Here is a 19,887-nt window from a genome sequence, read left to right on the forward strand (position 1 = left end):
AACAAAAATCGCAAACTAAGTTATCTATCAGGCAAAAAAGTGTGGCCTTTTATTCAAAGACCATGCACTTTCCGCCAACCGGCTGTAATAAACTCTGCCAGTGTATGCGTTGTCTGAATTGCTTCTTCTTTCGTGTAGTCATGCAGGACTGTTTCAAAGATACAGGAGTAATAAGCATGATTCAGCATATGCAGCTCTTTCAGTCCAAGCCGTTTATATTTAATTCCCTTTTCTTCAAGAACATCGTACATTTTCAACGTGTCCTGAACTTCTTTTTCTACCATCCAGTCAGTAAAGTCAACATATTTTGTTCCGTCCGCACAATGCAGGAGAAGTTTGAACGAATCAAAGTGGCTGAAAATAAATTCAATAAACTCGACCATTGTTTCAACCGAAACATTCCACAAATCAGTCATGTTGTCAACGGATATATAATCAAAGCATCGCTCTCCTGCAGCATCATATCGCTCCCGAAGTCCATTAACCGCAGGTTCCACCAATGCGGAGAACAATGCCGCTTTATCTTCAAAGTGCCGGTAGTATGCTCCTGTGGTAATACCGGCTCCCTTGCACAGCTCTCTCAGGTTCGTCCGTTCATACCCATTTTTCAGAAATTGCTCTCTGCCACTTTCCAAAATCTTTTCGTGGGTAATCTCATAAGTACCAACTGCCATATATTTCACCTCCTTGGTACGCCCGCGTGCTAACTTAGTTATCATTATAGCACCAATTCTTTTATTGTCAACCCCCAAGACGCAGATTTAGGGCGGAGCATACGCGGGAACAAAACTGGCAAGCAATGCCTGTGTTAATACACACAGGCCCGCAGAGAAGAAAATCCCTCCGTGATTTTCCTCTCCGCTTGCTTGTTGAGGGCAGCGCCCCCAAGCCCCTTTGAACACAGAATTTCATTCTGTGGCTGCGCGTTCTGCGAACGCTTTTGACCAGGACCAGCTTACCGCTGGCCGTGGTCTTTTTCTTTTTCAACATCCTGTTCTACCTCCATTTTCAGCACTCGATCTACATTTGCCTTTGCCGTTAAAAGCTCCCGCATTTCCTCACGGGAACGCCGGTACTCGGCATAGGTCTTTTTCTTTTCTTCCAGCAATTTCGCGTACTCCGTCTGCAACTCTTTGACCTTGGGAAGTTTCTTGACTCCCATCTCATCAAAGGCATTCTTAGCAGCCTGGTGGAGCAGAATTTCTTCCTCATGTTCCTCCCGGAATTTCTTAGAGTAACCCGCCTTGCGGTATGCCACATAGACCTCACGGGTCTTGGCATAATTTACGATGTGAGTACGCAGAACAGCGATCTCTGCCATGCGCTTTTCAGCCGCTTTGATCTGCGCCGAAAGATCATTGTGATGTGCCGTGGCAGCCGCAGCCTTTTCTTCCAAAACCGCATACTCCAGCAGGTTATGCTCTGACAGGTAATTCATGGTCTGCGCCATTTGCTTCAGATTGAAAACCTTGGCCCATCGAGCATAGCCAGCACCTTTTCCAGCCTGCAATTTTGCCTGAATGTCCACCAGCAGATTGATCTTTGGCGGCTCTGCCTGTGCGACTGTTTTCTTTCGCGGGGTATGTGCTTTCTTCCCGGAGAGAACTGCCCGCAAATCTTCCAATCCATATCCTTCGCCCAGACTGTCCATGCGGGCGGCTTTCTCCCAACCAGAGAGCTTCAGTCGATACGATTTTCCGCGCTTTGAGACTTCACAACCATATTCTCGCAACAGCTTCAGCAGTTCTTCAAAGTCAGCAGGACTTTGTGATAATGCGTTGTCAATCGCCACACGAAGCAGCTCTCGGTGAGATGGCTTTGCCTGATCGCCCAGCCATTTGTTATAGCTCTTTCCGTGAAGTTTCGGATTCTCTACAATGGACAGTCCATTCTCAATACAGATGGTGTCACTTAGCCGACGAACCGCCTTGGTGCTGCCCCAAAAGTTTCGGAACTTCCGGTCATATTCTAAGCTGACCGATGACCAGATAATGTGATTATGAATGTGCGACTTGTCTATGTGAGTGCAGACCACAAAGGCATGATTGCCTTTAGTAAAACGCTTTGCAAATTCTACGCCCAGCCGGTTTGCTTCTTCCGGCGTGATTTCACCGGGTTTGAATGACTGGCGCACATGGTAAGCGATCACATCGTCCGCCCCGCGCACCCGTCCGGTAGCGGCAATGTACTGCCGCTTTGCCAGAAGGAACTCCGCATCCGCAGTCCGGCTGTCACACGCATAGCCGGTAATGAGCCTGCCGTTATCTGTTTTCTTTGGATTGGCCACATAGTCGATGATGTCACTGATTGCCCGACTCTCTGTGCGGCCTTTGCCGACATGAAGCGGCATGATTCTTGTAGTTGCCATAATAGAAGGTCCTCCTCTCATAAATATTTTTGTTTTCGCTGAACTCTTTGCTTCTATCGTTGCAATAACTTTCTCCGCTGGGTATAATAAAAAAGAATATTCTACAACCTCAAAGGAGGGATTTCTATGATAGAACAGCTCATTGCTGAAGCAACCGAATGTGATTTCAAAGTTGCTCTCGAAACAAAAAAGCCAAAAAGCTGGTTAAAAAGTGTCAGTGCCTTTTCCAATGGAATCGGCGGCACTCTGTTTTTCGGAGTCTCCGATGACCGGGAGCCTATCGGCTTGTCCGATGTTCAAAAGGATGCTGAAGCGATCAGCCGCTTAATCAAAGAACGTATCACACCATTACCTCAGTTTATCTTAAAACCATTACAGGAAGATGGTAAAAATCTATTAGCTCTGGAGGTTTCTCCCGGCCGCAGCACCCCATATTATTACAAGGCAGACGGAGTGATGGAAGCATATATCCGTGTTGGAAATGAAAGCGTAATTGCCCCGGATTACATTGTAAATGAACTGATCTTAAAGGGAACCAATCAGTCCTTTGACACCTTAACAACAGAAGCTGTGAAAAAGGATTACAGCTTCACACTCCTGGAGGCAACCTATCTGGAACGAACCGGCCTCCGCTTTGAGCCATCCGATTATGTTTCCTTCGGTTTGGCTGACAAAAATGGGGTCTTGACCAATGCCGGAAAGCTCATGACCGATCAGCACACAGTTTATAACTCCCGTATGTTCTGTACCCGGTGGAATGGCTTGGAAAAAGGCTCTATCTTTGATGATGCACTGGACGATAAAGAATACGAAGGGAATCTGATTTATCTACTGAAAAGCGGCAGTGAATTTATTCGCAATAATTCCAAAGTCCGTTTTGTCAAAGAGGCACAGTATCGTGTAGACAAGCCAGATTATGCTGAACGAGCTGTGACAGAGGCTCTTGTTAATGCGCTTATCCATCGTGATTATATTGTACTTGGCAGCGAAATCCATATTGATATGTTTGATGATCGGGTGGAAATCACATCTCCGGGCGGTATGTTTGGCGGCGGCTCAAAATCTTAATCTGCCCCTTTTCCTGACTATCCAGTGCTTTTTCATAACCGGTATCCGACAGGAACAGGCGGGTTCGTTCGCCTTTCCAGCCAACAGGAGAATCGTTCGTCAGCACATCAAAAATAATCATGTGCCGGGTGTCCTCCGCAAAACGCTGGAGGTCCATATATCCATGACCATGATAATTCTGCGCTCCTGCCTTTGCCCGCATTTCTTCCATCAGCTGCCCTATGGTCTTTCCCTCAGACATCATGCTTGCTCCTTTCTCCCGGCAGTTCCGGGCAATAAAAAAGCGACCATTTACCAGCCGCCATACAGATCGTGATTTACTTGTGAGGTGTAATGATTGCTTATCGTGGTCGGTGCATTGAACAGAACGGTCAGAAGATACTGCTTCATGTTACGAATTTCCGTGGTGTTCTTCTGTAAACAGTCCATGACAAACTCAATGTGCGAGTTATCCAGCTTCAAGAATCTGGAACGAACGATTTCATGCGGAAAATCACTTCCTGCAATACGGGTGGTCTTTCGCTTTGCACAGACCGTTTCCACGATTAGCTCCACAATCTCATCCAAATCCTCCCGATAAGTTTCATACTGCTGACACAGGTATTCATACCCGATATTCTCCTGAATCAATTCCCGATAATTTTCTATCTCTGTGACAGACATCGCATCCCTTCCTTTCCGTTCCGGCGGTCTTGCCGCCGCTGTTTCCCGGAAGGGAATGGAATCGGTACTTGATCCATAAGTAATTGTTTTTTCTGTATTTGATTTCTCTATATTTAATTCTGCGGGCTTTTCCGTATCCGGTTTTACCATATCCGGGTTTTCCGTATCTGGTGAAGCCGTATCCGGATGGGACATATCTGGCTGGGGCTGTTCATAAATAACATACTCGGTATCTGTAATCCGCCCACTTTTATCGCGTCTCTGATGGCGCACGATATATCCGGCTCCTTCCAGTTCACGCAGGGCAGCACCGATGGCATCCACGCCCTCCTTACAGATCTTTGCAAGGCCACGGGTGGTGTAATTCCAGTCCTCTGGCAAAGACAACATCATGGAAAGCAGCCCCTTAGCTTTTAACGACAGGTTTGCATTTCGTAAATGATGATTGCTCATCACGGTATAATCACGGGTCCGTTCAATGCGAAAAACGGCCATCGACCTCACTCCTTCCGAATTTTGGGTACAAAAAAACCGCAATCCTCATTTCAAAGAATTGCGGTGTTCAACGCTTTTCAAATTTTCTTGCATAGAACCAAAACAGCGGCTTTTGGGGACGCGCCTCTGTAAATGGCTCCTCCTGGGCGAAAGGAAGTGTTTGCATCACGCGGTCAATATCCGTTGAATCCATGTCATGCTGAGATTTGCAATCTTCCCGGATTGCTTCTTGAATTTCCTTTACCGTACACATAGTCATTCCTTTCCTTTCGTTGTATGGGTTTATGAGCGGCGGCGTTTTCCCGGTTTGAAATCGAGGATATGTCCCTCAATCACACGAGCGTAACGCTTGATCTTGATCTCCCGGCGCTGCTGGCTTTGCAGGGCGGCCTGATACCCGTCCTCAGTCAAAAACAGCCGCATTTCATCTCCGGGGCTGCCGTAAGGAGTGCTGGGACGCAGGACGGAAAACTCAATCATCCAGCGGGTGTTATCCCAAAACCTCTCTACGGCGAGAATGTTGTGTCCTTTCAGCTCACGGGCTGAAATATCCCTCATAGGCGGCTCCTTTCATCGTTCCTGGTCTCTCTGACGCTTTTTCTGCCATGCCTCCAGCAGCTTGATGATGGTTTCCTGCATCCGCTGGGGCGTATAGCTTTTGGGGAAATACTTCCGCAAAGTGTCAGAGGTAAATGTCACTCGGTCCAGATCACTTTTCTTTTCCTCACCCATGATGACACGCATCATATCGAGGGTCAGATGCCCCTCCTGACTGTATTTCTTGAGCCGCTGGGCTTGGGAAAGGGAAGGGGTAGCCTGCTCACTGTCCATGGCATCCAGCAGGTCTACCTGTTCGTCCTTTTTGAGAAAGGACAGCTCATAGGCAGGGTTCAGGGCAATCTTCTTTTCATCTACCATATCCATCAATTCAGGAATCAGCTCTGTCAGACGGATATAGCGAAAAATCTGGTTTTTACTCTGACCTACTTGCTCTGCCAAAACCTCGCTGGACTTCTTCCCAAAATCGTTCCCAACTTGGGAACAATTTTCTTTACCCGGTCTGCCAGCCTGTCTTTTCATGGCATCCAGCTTCATTTTATAAGCAAATGCCCTTTCGCTTGGGAGTAGGCTTTCTCGCTGCAAGTTGCTGTCAACCATAATGATCGTGGCGGCATCATCATCCAAATCCCGAACAATGACCGGCATAGTCTCCTTGTCTGCCAGTTCACTGGCTCTGTGCCGCCTGTGTCCGGCTACCAGCTCATAACCGCCCTCCGGGTCTGGTCGGGCAATGGCTGGAACCAGAACGCCGTACTGTTTAATACTGTCAGCGGTCTCCATCATGGCTTCGTCATCCTTGACTTTGAATGGGTGGTTCTTGAACGGATGCAGTTCAGACAACGGAATTTCCTGAATCTTTTCCAGCTTTGCATCCTGGCGGCCTTCTTCGGTGGAAAACAGATCATCTACCGAGGCCAGCTCTATTTTTTTCGCGCTGCTTTTCAAGTTTCAACACCTCCTTCGTCAGATTTTTGTAGCCCTCTGCCACCTTGCCGCCGGGATCATGGGCAAAAATGCTTTTTCCCTCGGCGCTGATTTCCTTTGCCCGGACAGAATGGGGGATCTCTGTGCCGAATACTTTGATCTTGCTGCCATAGGTCTCCCGCAGGAGCGCGGAGATCTCTTTGGCAAAGTTGGTTCGGCTGTCCACCATCGTCAGCAGGATACCGTCTATCTGGAGCTTGGGGTTGATCTGCCGCTTTACCTTGTTTACCGTGGAGAGCAACTGTTCCAGCCCTTTGGCGGGCAGATACTCCGCCTGAACGGGAATTATGATCCTGTTTGCAGCGGCCAGCGCATTGACTGTGAGCATCCCTAGGGAGGGCTGGCAGTCGATGAGGATATGGGAGTATTGTCCCTTCAGCGTATCCAGATATTGCCGCAAGATAGTCTCACGGCTCATGGCATTTACCAGGGATACTTCCATACCAGATAGCTGGATGTCCGCAGGCATCAGATCTACACCCTCTGGGTGGTGCAGGATACCCTCGCCGGGACGAAGTGGCTCGTCCATCAAGATACGCCCCATAGCGTCCGACAGCGTAAAGGGCAGCTTGTCCGGCTGGGGATTGCCCAAGCTGATTGTCAGACTTCCTTGTGGGTCTCCGTCGATCAGCAGCACTTTCTTTCCGGCCTGTGCCAGTCCCACACCTAAGTTCGCGCAGGTCGTTGTCTTGCCCACACCGCCTTTCTGGTTGGCGATGGCGATGATTTGTGTGTTCAAATAAACCTCCTCCTTCTACAAAAAATATCCCTATTTCGAAAAATAGGGATGAAAAAAGCCGCTTACTCAAATAAATGAATAAACGGCTATGTAAGAAATATTCGATTGTAAGTAAAGTTTTATATCACTGCAAAATAACGAAGTGCATCTTTGATTGCTTCTACCTTTTCTGGTGTCGGATGTTTCTTCGGCTGTTTCAGTTCTTCTACTGCATTAGGAGCATCATACATCGGCAAGCCTAAATCCCTTTTTACCTCCGCAATATATGCGGTATGTACTTTGAAGCCGTATTTCGCTTCTATGTACTCCTTAATCATTTTGTAGGTCACTTTTTCTTTGGGCTTGTACGCTTCGGCTCTTTTAGCAATACTATCTACCGGAATCTTGCCCTCGCCCTCTCCAAACTCCACATCAATGTGGATATAACTGTCGGCTTTTTTGTGGGACAAAAGAACTACCGTCTCCACATGATGCGTCCCCGGAAACATATCCACCGGCTGCACCACCTCAACACGATACCCTTTCCCCTCCAAAATCCGTAAATCTCTTGCCAACGTTGCCGGATCACACGACACATACACCAACCGCTCCGGCGCCATCTGCACGATACTATCCAAGGTAACCTGATCACACCCTTTTCTCGGTGGATCCACTACCACAACATCCGCTCTTCCTCCTTGCTCGCTCATCTCCTTCGCATACGCCGCTGCATCACTGCACACAAATTCCACATTATCCAAGCCATTCAAGGCCGCATTCTCTCTGGCATCACGCACCGCCTGCTCAACGATTTCAATACCGATGACCTTTCCAGCTTTCTGCGCCAAAAACATACTAATAGTCCCCACACCACAATATAAATCAATGACTGTTTCATTCCCCTTTAAATTACAAAACTCCAACGCTTTTCCATACAGCACCTTTGTCTGCACAGGATTCACCTGATAAAACGATTTCGCGGAAATATGAAACTTCAATCCATTAATTTCATCCGTAATAAACGACTCCCCATACAGTACCTCTTCCTGTTTCCCTAAAATCACATTGTCCTCACGTGTATTCAGATTCAACACAACACTTTTAATCTCAGGCATTCTCTTTACTAACTCCTGCACCATTTCTTCCCTATGTGCAAACTTCTTCTGTCGCACAATCCATACAACCATGACTTCTCCTGTCGCAAAGGCATGTTTAATCAACAAATGACGGAATACACCGGCATTTCCATACTTTTTAAACAAACTTCGCATCGTCTGTAACACCGCATTGATCTTTTCACTTTGAATGCCACAGCTATCCGTATCAATGATCGTATTGGAATTAATACGATAAAACCCTGTTACGATCTGTCCTTTTACAACACCTACCGGTATCTGTCCCTTATTGCGATAATGATCCGGCTGTGCCATACCTAAGACATCTTCCACCTGCACATTCAATTTCGCAATGCGCTCAATAACATCCTGCACCTTCTGTTTCTTAAATGCCAGTTGTTCTTTATAAGACATATGCTGCAGCTGACAACCGCCACATTGTTTTGCGATTGGACAAGCTGGACTTACACGCTCTTCATTCACCTTATCCAGCTTCAACAAACGCGCAAATCCATAGCTCTTTTTTACCAACGTAACAACAAGCTCGCCACTTTCTTTATTCATCATACCTTTGACAAACAGTGGAAAGCCATCAATTTTCACAACCCCATGCCCATCACTTGTATAGCCGCTGCATACACCAAATACATGTTCGTTCTTCTTCATACCCATACTCCTTAAAAAAGGGCATTACGCCCTTTTCTGTTATTTATCCTTTTTCTGTTCTTCTAACAGTTTATTTGCCTGTTTCTTATTACGGGCACTGCTTAAGGTATCGGTTACTGCTTTCTTCGCAGAGGCGTTTTTCACCTTTTCCTTATACACCCATCCGCTTGTGTCATCACCTTCCGGGATGAAATTGTACACATGAATATCCAGGTCATACATTCTCACATCTTTTTGATTAGTGAAATATGTCTTGACCGGTAATATTTTAACAACCTTATCATAGGCATCATTTAAGACACTTTTCACCTTACTACTGCCTGCTTTATCATCTAAATCAATAGTAATGCGCAAGGTAGCACTCTTTAAATTGACTTCCACATTTTCTGCACCATCAAATTTTAAAGCATCCTTTACCTTTGTTAATTGTTCTTCTGTGATTGCCGGATCAAGGGAATTGTCAAAACGACTTCCAACCGTTGGCGTGCCGGCACTCTCTTTGGCACTTAAATAAATATAACCTAAAAGCAACACCGGTATCAGAATTACCACAGCGGCAATCCAATAAAGAATTCTGCTTTTCGTATGTTTTGCTTTTCCAGTCGTCTGTTTATCAGTCGTCTGTTTTTTGCCTTTTTTCGCCATATTATCACTCCTGACAATATTCATTGTACTAAATTTCATTGGAAAAAGCTATCTTTTCTTTAATTCTTCCTGAATAAGTTTGTTCGTTAAAGCCGGATTTGCCTGTCCTTTGCTAGCCTTCATGACCTGTCCGACTAAGAAACCAACGGCTCTGTCTTTTCCGTTTTTAAAGTCTTCAATGGATTGAGGATTGGCATCTAATACACTGGTAACCATTGCCAACAGTTCACCGGTATCGCTCATCTGCTTCATGCCTTTTTCTTCCACGACTGTCTTAGGATCCTTGCCTTTCATGATTTCTTCAAATACGACTTTTGCCTGTTTGCCACTGATTTCTCCGGCTTCTACCATATTAATCATAGCAGCTAAATGCTTTGGCTCACATGGATTGTTGGCAAACTTGATATTGTCCTTATTCAAAGCTGCCGGCAATTCTACGATGACCCAGTTTGCTGCTTTCTTAAAGTTTTTCGTATGTTCACATACGGCATCAAAGAAATCACCTAAGTCACGATTGGCAACCAGAACACTGGCATCGTATTCCTTTAAACCATTTTCTTTCATATAACGTGCTTTACGTTCATCTGGTAATTCTTCCATATGTTCCTGAATATCCTTGATCCATGCAGCATCTAAACGAATTGGTGGAATATTTGGTTCAGGGAAGAATTTATAATCCACATCGCCTTCTTTTTTACGCATTAGAATCGTCGTCTTTTGCGTTTCATCATAACGACGTGTAGCCTGTACAACTTTTTCACCCTTGCTGACAAGTGCAATCTGACGTTCTACTTCCGCATCAATGGCTTTTTGCACATTGGAAATAGAGTTTAGGTTCTTAACCTCCGTCTTTGTGCCAAAGGTATCACTGCCTGCTTCACGAATGGATACATTGACATCACAACGCATGCTGCCTTCTTCCATCTTTACATCCGAAACACCTAAATACAACAATAATGTTCTCAGCTTTTCCACATAAGCGGCAGCTTCTGCTCCATTGCGGATATCCGGTTCACTGACAATCTCAATCAAAGGTGTACCGGCACGGTTAAAGTCAATCAATGTACCGGCGTCTGAGTGAAATTGTTTTGCGGTATCTTCTTCCATGTGGATGCGGTTAATGCGAATATCTTTCTCTACGCCATCCTTGGTTTCGATATGAATGCAGCCACCTTTTCCGATAGGATGAAACTGCTGAGTAATCTGAAAGCCTTTTGGCAAATCAGAATAATAGTAATTCTTACGGTCAAATTTTACGAGTGGATCAATTTCACATTTTAAGGCTGTAGCTGCTTTAATTGCGAGCTTTACGGCTTCCTTATTGACACATGGCAATGTTCCGGGATGACCTAAGTCCACTTCATTGACACAGGTATTGGCAACTTCTCCAAAAGCGACAGGTGCTGAGGAGAACATTTTTGTCTTCGTTTTTAATTCACAGTGGATTTCAATTCCAATGACTGTTTCGTATTTCATGCGTCCACCTCCACATCATTTCCTTTTAAGCCGGTTTCTTCTTCAATAGCTTTTCCGATATTAAATAAGGTTTGTTCAGCAAATGGCTTTGCGGTCATATTGATACCGATTGGCATCCCTTCCACAAAGCCGGTTGGCATGCTCATGCTTGGATAGCCGGAGAAATTCCCCATAACCATATAGTTTTCGGCAACCAAGACATCCTTGCTTAGGTGTTCATCTTGGCTGTCTTCACTTTTTGGCGCAATCATGCCGGATGCACTGGCAATCACGATATCATAACCAGCTAATGCTTTTTTCAGTTCTTCAACGATCAAACGGCGTACTTTTTGTGCCTTACGGAAGATTTTTTCCTGGTTTTCTTCAAACAAAGAGTAGCTGCCGATGACAAAACGTTTACGTACATAAGGACATAAGCCTTTGGTACGGGAATTGATCATGACTTCTTCCACACTTGCCCCATCTTCACGCATACCAAAGCGGATACCATCTAAATTGGAATGGTTTGCTGTAGCTTCGGCATTGGCAATGATGTAATAGACCGGCAGCATCGCACGCATCAGCTTATCATCAAAGCGTACATGCTCAACGATGGCTCCTCTCGCCTGTAATTTTTTCATCAGCGCATCAAAGTTTTCTTTGATTTCAGCATTGGTAATGGCTTCTTGTACATTATCCAATATCGCAATCTTCTTGCCTTTGATATCACTGTTGATATCGCTTGCATAGTTTGGTACCGGTTCATAAGAGCTGGTCATATCACGATCATCTCTTCCTGCTAATACTTCCAATGCCACAGCAGCATCTTCAATAGCCGTAGTAAAATATCCCACATGATCCAAACTGCTCGCATAAGGAATGATACCATAACGAGAAATTCTGCCATAGGTTGGTTTCATACCGATAATACCATTATAAGCAGCTGGTTTACGTACACTGTCCCCGGTATCGGTACCGATGGCAAAAGGGACTACTCCACTAGCAACCAATACTGCACTACCTCCGGAACTGCCTCCGGAAATACGCATTGTATCCCAAGGATTATTAACCTTGCCGGTATAGGCATTCTTATTCGTTCCACCCATGCCTAGCTCATCCATAGAAGATTTGGCGATGACAATCGCACCGGCTTCTTTCAGTTTTTCACTGATATGTGCATCATATACAGGAATATAGTTATCCAGTATACGAGAGCTGGCAGTTGTTCTAACACCCTTCATATTCACATTGTCTTTTAATACGATTGGCATGCCATACAAAGGGGCATGTGGATCTTTGTTCGCTAAATCAGTTAACTGGCTATCCACATCGACAAAGCTTACAACAGCATTGAGCTCTTCTTGTTTTTCTTTTGCTCTTTCAACAGCGCTTTTTACACGTGTTTCTACATCTTCGATTCTCGCTCTTTCAAAATCCATCTTACTTCACCACCTTTGGTACATGTACATGTCCTGCTTTTACGCTTTTCGCATTGCTTAAAGCATCTTCCTGAGAGATTACATTTGCAACCACATCTTCACGCAGGAATTTTGTTTCTGCTTCGAATGGATAGATCATCTCTTCCACACCTTCGGTATCAATTTCATTTAGTACATCAATCTGTGACAGCAGTTCTTTAAACTCTGCCTGCAGCTCGACGACTTCATCATCGCTGACATCAAACATGATATCATGCGCCAGTTTCTTAAAATATTCTGCACTATACGCTTCCATATGTTCCTCCTACTCCATTAATTGTATAACGGTTACCTTACTGCTGCCTTTTTCTCTTTGCATTGCGCCAATTAAGACATCATCGCTTTTTAAACGCACCTTAATCGCAAAGCTAGTGCTAGAGAAAATTGACAGCGATGAATTTACCTTCTGCATCATCGCATTGGCTTCCGGCCATGTCTTCGCATGCATGGAAATATCAATCGTTAAGGATGCTAATTCCTTATCCTTGAAATGTCCGGTACCAATCACGGCAGTATCTTCCGGGAAGAAATTTTTGATTTCTTTTACCAGGCGATCAAAGTAAGTCGCATTGGTACTGTCTAGCTTTGTTGCGGCACTGCTTGGGAATAAGGCCCAAGCTTCATTCAGCCTACTGTATTCACCAATCGTCTTGGATTCAAAATAGGCTTCTTCTATAAAGGTTCCCGGTAAGGTCGTATTCACACCGCTTTCCTTAAACAAGGTTACATAGATTGGTGTCTTTTGGCCGATTTCCGGATGGGTCTTACGCAAGTAGCTGACAACCTTACGGCCGACCTCTTCCCCATACGCCCGTAATTTCGCATCACTTACGATGTCTGGATTGACACTGTCACCAATTTCATCATTGAGGACAATACCTAAAGATAACCCTTCTAAATCCTTACCATCATACCAGTCTAGCTCATAGATATCAATAAGTAAGACATCCTGACTGCCAATTTTTTTCTTTCCGTTATTGGTATCAATTTCGGTGCCGATTGCCGGATTCATACCATTCGGATTCTTTTCACTCGTTCTGCCTAATAAACCGACACGATCAAGTCCTGTCGCATCTAAGGCATCATAGCTCAAAAACTGACTTTCCTTATAAGCATAATCATCCGGTGAAAAATGTTCTTTGGAAAGGTTCATCATTCCTACCCCAATGATCATCGCTTCATTCAAATTGGTCGTATAGGCATGTTTAATGCGTGAACTGCTTGCCTCAAAGGGCAGTAAAGCCGCATAGTCACCTTCATGAATGACTGTGGTCTCTTCACTGGTTGTATCTTTTTTTGGTTTATTGGAACTACTGTTACAGCCGCTTACTACTAGGATAGCCGCTAAGGCAAGTAATCCTGTTGTTTTATGTTTCATGATGTCTTCACCTCCTGTAAAAAGGTTGCTTCATCCATCGTCGCAACACCTAAGCTTTGCGCCTTTGTCAGTTTACTGCCGGCAGCTTCGCCATAAATGACCAGATCTGTCTTTTTTGATACAGAGCCACTCACATTAGCACCTAAGGATTCTAAAAGCTCCTTAGCTTCATTGCGTGTCATCTGTTGCAAACTTCCAGTTAAGACAACGGTCTTACCAGTGAACATACTTTCCTGAATGATTTCTTCCTCACTATCCATACGTAAACCAAAGCCACGCAGATGATCAATCAATTCCACATTCTTAGGTTCTCGGAAGAAGGCCACGATACTTTGCGCTGTAATATCGCCAATATCTTTGATAGCAACCAGCTCTTCTTCACTTGCGGCCATTAATTTCTCCATCGTAAGGAAATGTTTTGCCAAGACTTTGGCTGCTTTTTTGCCAACCTGACGAATGCCTAAGCCATAGACCAAATCCTCTAAAGGATTCTGTTTGCTTGCTTCAATAGCATCAATAAGTTTTTGATAAGAACGTTCCTTAAAGCCTTCCATCTGTAAAATTGTTTCTTTATGATCTTTTAAATGATAAATATCCTCGATCGTATTTAACAACCCTTCCTTATGGAAGAATTCGACTTTTTTATCGCCTAAGGTATCAATATCCATGGCATCACGACTGGCAAAATGGATAATACTTTCCACAACGCGGGCTGGGCAATCCTGATTGATACAATAATGCGCTGCTTCATCACTCAATCTCACTAACGCACTGCCACATACCGGACATTCCTTAGGAAACACATAACGCGCCTGTGTTCCGTTGCGCCGATCAAGCAATGGCCGTACAACTTCTGGGATAATATCTCCGGCCTTGCGCACAACGACATCATCCTGAATACGGATATCTTTTTCCTTAATCATATCCTCATTGTGCAGCTGTGCTGCTGATACACTAGTACCGGCGACACGCACCGGTGCCAACACCGCATTGGGGGTAATCCGTCCGGTCCTGCCAACGGTTAAGACGATATCTAACAGCTTAGTAACAACTTCTTCAGCCGGAAATTTATAGGCAACGGCATACCTTGGGGCTTTCACGGTCGTACCTAATTGTTCCCAGGCTGTCAATTCATTCACTTTGATGACCATACCATCAATTTCATATGGAAGATCATTACGCTGCTCACTCATTTCCTGAATAAAGCTCCATACCTCATCCATGCTGTTACATACTCGACGTAATGGATTCACCTTGATATGCAGCTGTTCCATTGTTTCTAACGCTTCTTCATGTGTCTGTATCCCAGCGCCTAAAGCATCCTCATAATAATATAAGAACGCATCCAGTTTTCGACTAGCCGCAATTTTACTATCTAATTGACGAATACTGCCAGCTGCCGCATTGCGGGGATTCGCAAAAACATCTTCGCCATTCTTTTCACGTTGCGCATTGAGTTCCGCAAAGCTTTTCTTTGGCATGAAGACTTCTCCACGCACCTCTACATCGCCCATGCGTTCAATGTGCATTGGAATGGAAGCAATCGTACGAACATTATTGGTTACATCTTCACCCACAAAGCCATCGCCGCGAGTCACCGCCTGTACAAAGCGGCCATCGTGATAATGTAAAGAAATGGCAAGTCCATCCATTTTCAATTCTACCACATAGCTCACCTTTGGCACGATACTGCGCACACGTTCGTCAAAAGCCTGCAAGTCTTCCAAATTAAAAGCATTGCTTAAGGACAACATCTGCTGTTTGTGTGTTACCTTGGTAAACGCATCTAAAACCACACCGCCAACTCTTTGGGTAATTGAATTGGGATCTCGATATTGCGGGTAAGTATCCTCTAGCTTTAACAGCTCCTGATATGCCTGATCGTATTCCGCATCTGGCACACTGGGCTGATCCAATACATAATATTCATACGCATAAGTATCTAATTGTTTTCGTAATGCTAATATACGCTGTTGCACGTCCATATGTCAGCCTCCTATTTCTTGCTTAGAGATGGATGATTCACATTGATCTTACGAATGCCAAATCGCTTATCAAAGGCAATTGCCGCAAGTTCACCTTCCAGTTTAATGACCACACCATCACCAAAGACACTGTGATTCACCAAATCTCCTTTACGTATTCTGCCCTTTTTCTTATGTTTCATTTCACTTTTTCTATCATTTTGACTCGCCTTTGCCCCACCCATCGACGTTTCTTCATCATTAGGGAACGTTTGGATCATATCATCCTGATGTTCCTCATGAAACTGCGGTGCTTGAGAGGATAAAAAGGCATTTCCGGTAAATGTATCAACATCACTCGCAAAATGATTTCGTGGCTTAGCGCCAACTTCTTCTAAGTATTCTTCCGGCAGTTCCTTAACAAACCGTGAGGTTGTCTTTAGCTTATCTAAGACATAGCTATACCCATAAGAGTCTGATAAAAACAGCTGTTTTCTTGCGCGGGTAAAGGCCACATAGGCCAATCGGCGCTCTTCTTCTAAAGCTGCTTGACCTCCCTCGATAACACTTTTGTCATTTGGAAATATTCCTTCACACAAACTGTATACAAAGACATTATCAAATTCCAATCCCTTTGCCGCATGAATCGTCATTAACTGTACAAAATCACCACTGCTATCTGCCTCTTTATCGGTATATAAAGAAATCTCCTGTAAATATTCTTGTAAGGATCCCTGCGGGTTATTTTCCACATAGTCGGCGATATCGCTAATCAATTCCTTGATATTTTCCAATCGCTCAATTTCTTTATCTTCCCGCAGCATATCCAGATAGCCACTATCTTCCAATACCTTTTCCAACAGTTGATCAATGCTGATTTCATCCACCAGCTGACGGCATTCTTCAATCAACGCCACAAATGCCTGAATATTAGCCTTTGCCTTGCCTTTGCCGATTTCATACTGTTTGATTATTTCATACATATTGGTATTATCGTGTTCCGCCTGCTGCTCAATCAGCTCCATCGTTTTTGCGCCAATACCGCGTTTGGGCATATTGATGATTCGTTTGATGGAAAGGTTTTTATACAATTCCTTTTCATCATCCTCTTGTTTTGGTGCCAATAAACGCAAATAGCTTAACGCATCCTTGATTTCTGCACGATCATAGAAACGAATGCCCCCATAAATACGATAAGGGATGCGAAAATCCAACAACGCTTTTTCCAGTCCGCGTGATAAATAGTTAGAACGATACAATACCGCTATATCCCGATAGCAAACACCGCTGTGGGATAAAGCCATGATACGGCTGGCAACCCAAACCGGTTCATTGGCATCATCCATTGCCGTAAAGTGAATGATGGGATTATCCCCTTCCACTTCCGTAAATAAGTCTTTCTCAATACGATTGCGGTTATTGCGGATCAAGGCATTCGCCCCGTTCAATATCGGCTGTGTAGAACGATAATTCTGATTCAAAATGACTGTCTTACTGTTAGGGAAATCACGTTCAAAATTCATGATGATATCCACTTGCGCACCACGCCAAGTATAAATGGTTTGATCCGGATCACCGACCACACATAAATAGCTGTGATCACCTACTAACAGACGTATGATAGCATACTGTAAATTATCCACATCCTGAAACTCATCAACATGGATATACGTAAAACGACGCTGCCATTTTGCCCGTACTTCTTCTTTATCCTTTAAGATACGGTAAGCAAAAACTAACAAATCATCAAAGTCTAACCCATACATCTCTTTCAGACGTTTTTCATAATAAGCATACACATCAGCCTTGATCTGCTCCCCTGCCCATGGTCCGGCATTCGCTTTTGCCATCACAGGATCTACAAAATTAGTTTTATTGGCACTGATATAGCCCAACATAGAATTATAGCTGTAGCTTTTCACATCAATCTGCATTTGTTTATAAGCATCCCGTAAAATGCTTTTTTGATCATCACTATCCAAAATCGTAAAATTGCGTGGATAGCCTACTTCTAAGATATCCTCTCTTAACAGACGTACACAAAAGGAATGAATCGTTGAGATCTGGACAGCCTTAGCCACCTCGCCAAGCATTCCTTCTACACGTTCCTTCATTTCTTTAGCTGCCTTATTCGTAAAAGTGATCGCTAATATTTTATTAGGATACACCTGCATCTCTTCTATCAGATACGCGATTCTGGTCGTCACGACACGCGTCTTTCCACTGCCAGCTCCTGCAATGATACGCAGATGCTGATCTACTGTATGAACCGCCTCTACCTGCTGTTTGTTTAAATGTTCTAAAAACGACACAAAATCACCTCCCGCTTATTATACTATACTTTCCTCATGATTTCCTTAATATAAAATGAATTTCTTCGCAAATCTTTACAAACCTTTAACTCGCTTAGATGCAATGTACTTTGCATAGTCGTCATACTTCGACAAGGTTTCTTTCTGGCTGCTTGTATGATGAAGGTGGCACTTGTTTTCTAAGATAAAAAATGATGATCGCAGCAGGGGCAGCCATATGGAAGGAATGGGAATATTACAAAATATTCAGAAAAACAAAATAGTATTTTCTTTGCGACTATATTATAATAAAACAGATAACTTTATTTAATGGGGTGTTTACATGAAGCAGACAAAAAAAGCGCAGAAACCGAAGCGTTATTATACAAGAACAATTGATCTTTTCTTTTTATTGATCTTCTTAATCATCAGTATTATTTCTTTTACCATTGCCTTTAGCTTTGGTATTCTTCCACATACCTGGGTATTCATGGGTGCAGTCGTAATTTTCCTTATTTTTATCGGATTATTCCTTGTCAGTTTACGCAAGATGCCAAAATGGTTTATCCTGGTTAAACGTGCCTTCATCATTGTATTATGTGTCATCATCGGAGGCAGCGGGTATTTCTTAAATAAATCACGCATGACCATCAATCGCATGAATCAAAATGCCCAAAGTTCTATTACCAAATTACATATTTTAACCGCTAAAAACAGCAATATTTCCTCTATCAAAGACTTGGCAAATAAAACCATCGGTTTTCAAAATGGAGTAGATAAGAAAAATGCTGCCTATGCACAAAAACAGTTACGATCTTCTATCGCCAATATGCAGGTAAAGGAAGAGCTGGATTATACAACCTTATTATCAGATCTTAGCCTAAATGAAGTACAGGCGATTGTCATGAGTGATGTATATTATGGTATGTCAAAATCTAATATGAAAGATTTTGAAAAACAAGTCACCATTCTTGACACGATTGAAAAACCAAAGGAAAGCAGTCAAAAGGAAGAAAAAGATATTACAGAACAGCCTTTTACGATATATCTGAGCGGTCTGGATAATATGGGTTCTCCAGATCAACAGACACGTACAGATACGAATCTGATCTTAATCGTCAACCCCAAGGCCAATCACATTGATATGGTCTCGTTGCCTAGAGATGGTTTTATTCCGAATACAGCATTACAAAATGCAAATGATAAACTGACACATACCGGTTTATATGGGGTGGATGCAAGTGTGGAAACCATTGAACAGTTTTTCAATATCCCGATTGATTATTATGCCCGTGTCAGTTTCAATTCACTGATTGAGATTGTAGATACGATTGGCGGCATTGATGTGGATGTCGAAATTAATTTCTGTGAGCAGGATGAAAATCGCAGTTTCAAGAAAGAAGATTTGATCTGTCTGAAGAAAGGTAAACAGCATTTAAATGGTAAACAGGCACTGGCTTATTCCCGGCACCGTAAGACAGAAGGCTATGACAATGCCGGCCGTGAACGCGCCCAGCAGCGTATCATCAAAGCCATCATCAATAAACTGATTTCACCAAGCGCTATTACTTATATTAATAAGCTGTTAGATATTGCGCCAAACTATGTCATCACCAATATGCCGACTTCACAAATTACCAGCTTTGTATCAAATGAATTAGAAGATTTGAAACCATGGACCATTTCTTCCATATCTAGTGATAATGGCGTATATGATAATCAATATACCGCCAGCCTTTCTAGCGAGTATGGCAAAAGTGATGTATATCTGTTTGCCAAGAATGAAGTTCATGCTGTAGTAAATGCATATGATGGTGCCAGCCAACCATTGGATATGAGCAATTATCATTTTGATGTAAGTAATCTTTATCAGGATACTCCTGCCATTAATGAAGATCCTCATATCGTTTGGGATACGATGGCCGATAATCCTCATTAAATAAACATTCAAGACGATTATGAAAATAAATATCCACCAGCTTAGCTGGTGGTTTTTACGTAATCGCCCCAAGGGGCTCAGATTCAGGCTACGCTTACC

The 19,887-nt window shown here is 43.6% G+C and carries 17 protein-coding genes and 1 pseudogene; 2 read left to right on the forward strand and 16 right to left on the reverse strand.

The window, feature by feature from the left end:
• Positions 1–53 precede the first annotated feature (53 nt).
• Both ACESSZ_RS10320 and ACESSZ_RS10325 read right to left on the reverse strand, forming a co-directional pair.
• Complete coding sequence (locus ACESSZ_RS10320) at positions 54–674, reverse strand: TetR/AcrR family transcriptional regulator (protein ID WP_499708099.1); 621 nt, start codon at positions 672–674, stop codon at positions 54–56.
• Positions 675–955: 281 nt separating this feature from the next.
• Complete coding sequence (locus ACESSZ_RS10325) at positions 956–2,368, reverse strand: relaxase/mobilization nuclease domain-containing protein (protein WP_499842786.1); 1,413 nt, start codon at positions 2,366–2,368, stop codon at positions 956–958.
• Between the two features lie 126 nt (positions 2,369–2,494).
• Between ACESSZ_RS10325 and ACESSZ_RS10330 the strand changes: the two are divergent.
• Positions 2,495–3,427, forward strand: a pseudogene (locus ACESSZ_RS10330) (AlbA family DNA-binding domain-containing protein); the annotation flags it as partial.
• Here ACESSZ_RS10330 and ACESSZ_RS10335 read toward each other — a convergent pair.
• The 14 genes from ACESSZ_RS10335 to ACESSZ_RS10400 all read right to left on the reverse strand — a co-directional run bounded on the left by ACESSZ_RS10335 (position 3,393) and on the right by ACESSZ_RS10400 (position 17,870).
• Positions 3,393–3,677, reverse strand: a complete 285-nt coding sequence (locus ACESSZ_RS10335; RefSeq protein ID WP_499842787.1) for a DUF5720 family protein — start codon at positions 3,675–3,677, stop codon at positions 3,393–3,395. The pseudogene ACESSZ_RS10330 and the gene ACESSZ_RS10335 overlap by 35 nt on opposite strands.
• A gap of 50 nt (positions 3,678–3,727) precedes the next feature.
• Positions 3,728–4,594 carry a DUF6017 domain-containing protein gene (locus tag ACESSZ_RS10340; RefSeq protein WP_499842788.1) on the reverse strand — a complete coding sequence of 289 codons (867 nt, stop codon included), beginning with the start codon at positions 4,592–4,594 and terminating at the stop codon, positions 3,728–3,730.
• A 67-nt stretch (positions 4,595–4,661) separates the two neighbouring features.
• Entirely contained in the window at positions 4,662–4,847 is a 186-nt protein-coding gene (locus ACESSZ_RS10345) for a hypothetical protein (RefSeq protein WP_008982210.1), read from the reverse strand.
• A gap of 29 nt (positions 4,848–4,876) precedes the next feature.
• Entirely contained in the window at positions 4,877–5,152 is a 276-nt protein-coding gene (locus ACESSZ_RS10350; RefSeq protein ID WP_008982209.1) for a DUF5720 family protein, read from the reverse strand.
• 12 nt (positions 5,153–5,164) lie between these two features.
• On the reverse strand, positions 5,165–6,100 hold the full coding sequence (locus ACESSZ_RS10355) for a ParB/RepB/Spo0J family partition protein (protein WP_499842789.1): 936 nt from the start codon (positions 6,098–6,100) through the stop codon (positions 5,165–5,167).
• The gene (locus tag ACESSZ_RS10360; RefSeq protein ID WP_499842790.1) at positions 6,057–6,878 is read right to left on the reverse strand and encodes a ParA family protein; all 822 of its coding nucleotides are present in this window, start codon (positions 6,876–6,878) and stop codon (positions 6,057–6,059) included. The genes ACESSZ_RS10355 and ACESSZ_RS10360 overlap by 44 nt, the downstream gene beginning before the upstream one ends.
• A gap of 119 nt (positions 6,879–6,997) precedes the next feature.
• Entirely contained in the window at positions 6,998–8,638 is a 1,641-nt protein-coding gene (gene rlmD / locus ACESSZ_RS10365) for a 23S rRNA (uracil(1939)-C(5))-methyltransferase RlmD (protein WP_499842791.1), read from the reverse strand.
• Positions 8,639–8,677: 39 nt separating this feature from the next.
• Entirely contained in the window at positions 8,678–9,283 is a 606-nt protein-coding gene (locus tag ACESSZ_RS10370; protein WP_008689729.1) for a hypothetical protein, read from the reverse strand.
• A 48-nt stretch (positions 9,284–9,331) separates the two neighbouring features.
• Complete coding sequence (gene gatB, locus ACESSZ_RS10375) at positions 9,332–10,759, reverse strand: Asp-tRNA(Asn)/Glu-tRNA(Gln) amidotransferase subunit GatB (RefSeq protein WP_196029881.1); 1,428 nt, start codon at positions 10,757–10,759, stop codon at positions 9,332–9,334.
• A complete protein-coding gene (locus tag ACESSZ_RS10380; RefSeq protein WP_331866710.1) occupies positions 10,756–12,177 on the reverse strand; it encodes an amidase family protein in 1,422 nt (473 codons plus the stop codon). The genes gatB and ACESSZ_RS10380 overlap by 4 nt, the downstream gene beginning before the upstream one ends.
• Position 12,178: 1 nt before the next feature.
• A complete protein-coding gene (gene gatC / locus ACESSZ_RS10385) occupies positions 12,179–12,472 on the reverse strand; it encodes an Asp-tRNA(Asn)/Glu-tRNA(Gln) amidotransferase subunit GatC (RefSeq protein WP_008689732.1) in 294 nt (97 codons plus the stop codon).
• Between the two features lie 9 nt (positions 12,473–12,481).
• Positions 12,482–13,594: a CamS family sex pheromone protein gene (locus ACESSZ_RS10390; RefSeq protein ID WP_008689733.1), complete on the reverse strand. Its 1,113-nt coding sequence runs from the start codon at positions 13,592–13,594 to the stop codon at positions 12,482–12,484.
• Positions 13,591–15,579: an NAD-dependent DNA ligase LigA gene (gene ligA, locus ACESSZ_RS10395; RefSeq protein WP_331866709.1), complete on the reverse strand. Its 1,989-nt coding sequence runs from the start codon at positions 15,577–15,579 to the stop codon at positions 13,591–13,593. The genes ACESSZ_RS10390 and ligA overlap by 4 nt, the downstream gene beginning before the upstream one ends.
• Before the next feature lie 11 nt (positions 15,580–15,590).
• Positions 15,591–17,870 (reverse strand): ATP-dependent helicase, encoded by a 2,280-nt coding sequence (locus ACESSZ_RS10400; RefSeq protein WP_331866708.1) that lies wholly within the window; start codon positions 17,868–17,870, stop codon positions 15,591–15,593.
• A gap of 322 nt (positions 17,871–18,192) precedes the next feature.
• Between ACESSZ_RS10400 and ACESSZ_RS10405 the strand changes: the two genes are divergently transcribed.
• Entirely contained in the window at positions 18,193–19,788 is a 1,596-nt protein-coding gene (locus ACESSZ_RS10405) for an LCP family protein (protein ID WP_008689738.1), read from the forward strand.
• Positions 19,789–19,887: the final 99 nt, after the last annotated feature.

Source organism: Eubacterium sp. 3_1_31 (assembly GCF_964249515.1).
In the GTDB taxonomy this organism is placed as follows: domain Bacteria; phylum Bacillota_I; class Bacilli_A; order Erysipelotrichales; family Erysipelotrichaceae; genus Longicatena; species Longicatena caecimuris.

Bases quoted from the DNA above. Each gene is read 5' to 3' on its own strand.
- ACESSZ_RS10340 (WP_499842788.1), bottom strand. From the start codon at position 4,594: ATGGCCGTTTTTCGCATTGAACGGACCCGTGATTATACCGTGATGAGC.
- ACESSZ_RS10320 (WP_499708099.1), bottom strand. From the start codon at position 674: ATGGCAGTTGGTACTTATGAGATTACCCACGAAAAGATTTTGGAAAGT.
- gatB (WP_196029881.1), bottom strand. From the start codon at position 10,759: ATGAAATACGAAACAGTCATTGGAATTGAAATCCACTGTGAATTAAAA.
- ACESSZ_RS10350 (WP_008982209.1), bottom strand. From the start codon at position 5,152: ATGAGGGATATTTCAGCCCGTGAGCTGAAAGGACACAACATTCTCGCC.
- ACESSZ_RS10405 (WP_008689738.1), top strand. From the start codon at position 18,193: ATGAAGCAGACAAAAAAAGCGCAGAAACCGAAGCGTTATTATACAAGA.
- ACESSZ_RS10345 (WP_008982210.1), bottom strand. From the start codon at position 4,847: ATGTGTACGGTAAAGGAAATTCAAGAAGCAATCCGGGAAGATTGCAAA.
- ACESSZ_RS10380 (WP_331866710.1), bottom strand. From the start codon at position 12,177: ATGGATTTTGAAAGAGCGAGAATCGAAGATGTAGAAACACGTGTAAAA.
- ACESSZ_RS10390 (WP_008689733.1), bottom strand. From the start codon at position 13,594: ATGAAACATAAAACAACAGGATTACTTGCCTTAGCGGCTATCCTAGTA.
- ligA (WP_331866709.1), bottom strand. From the start codon at position 15,579: ATGGACGTGCAACAGCGTATATTAGCATTACGAAAACAATTAGATACT.
- gatC (WP_008689732.1), bottom strand. From the start codon at position 12,472: ATGGAAGCGTATAGTGCAGAATATTTTAAGAAACTGGCGCATGATATC.
- rlmD (WP_499842791.1), bottom strand. From the start codon at position 8,638: ATGAAGAAGAACGAACATGTATTTGGTGTATGCAGCGGCTATACAAGT.
- ACESSZ_RS10335 (WP_499842787.1), bottom strand. From the start codon at position 3,677: ATGTCTGAGGGAAAGACCATAGGGCAGCTGATGGAAGAAATGCGGGCA.
- ACESSZ_RS10325 (WP_499842786.1), bottom strand. From the start codon at position 2,368: ATGGCAACTACAAGAATCATGCCGCTTCATGTCGGCAAAGGCCGCACA.
- ACESSZ_RS10370 (WP_008689729.1), bottom strand. From the start codon at position 9,283: ATGGCGAAAAAAGGCAAAAAACAGACGACTGATAAACAGACGACTGGA.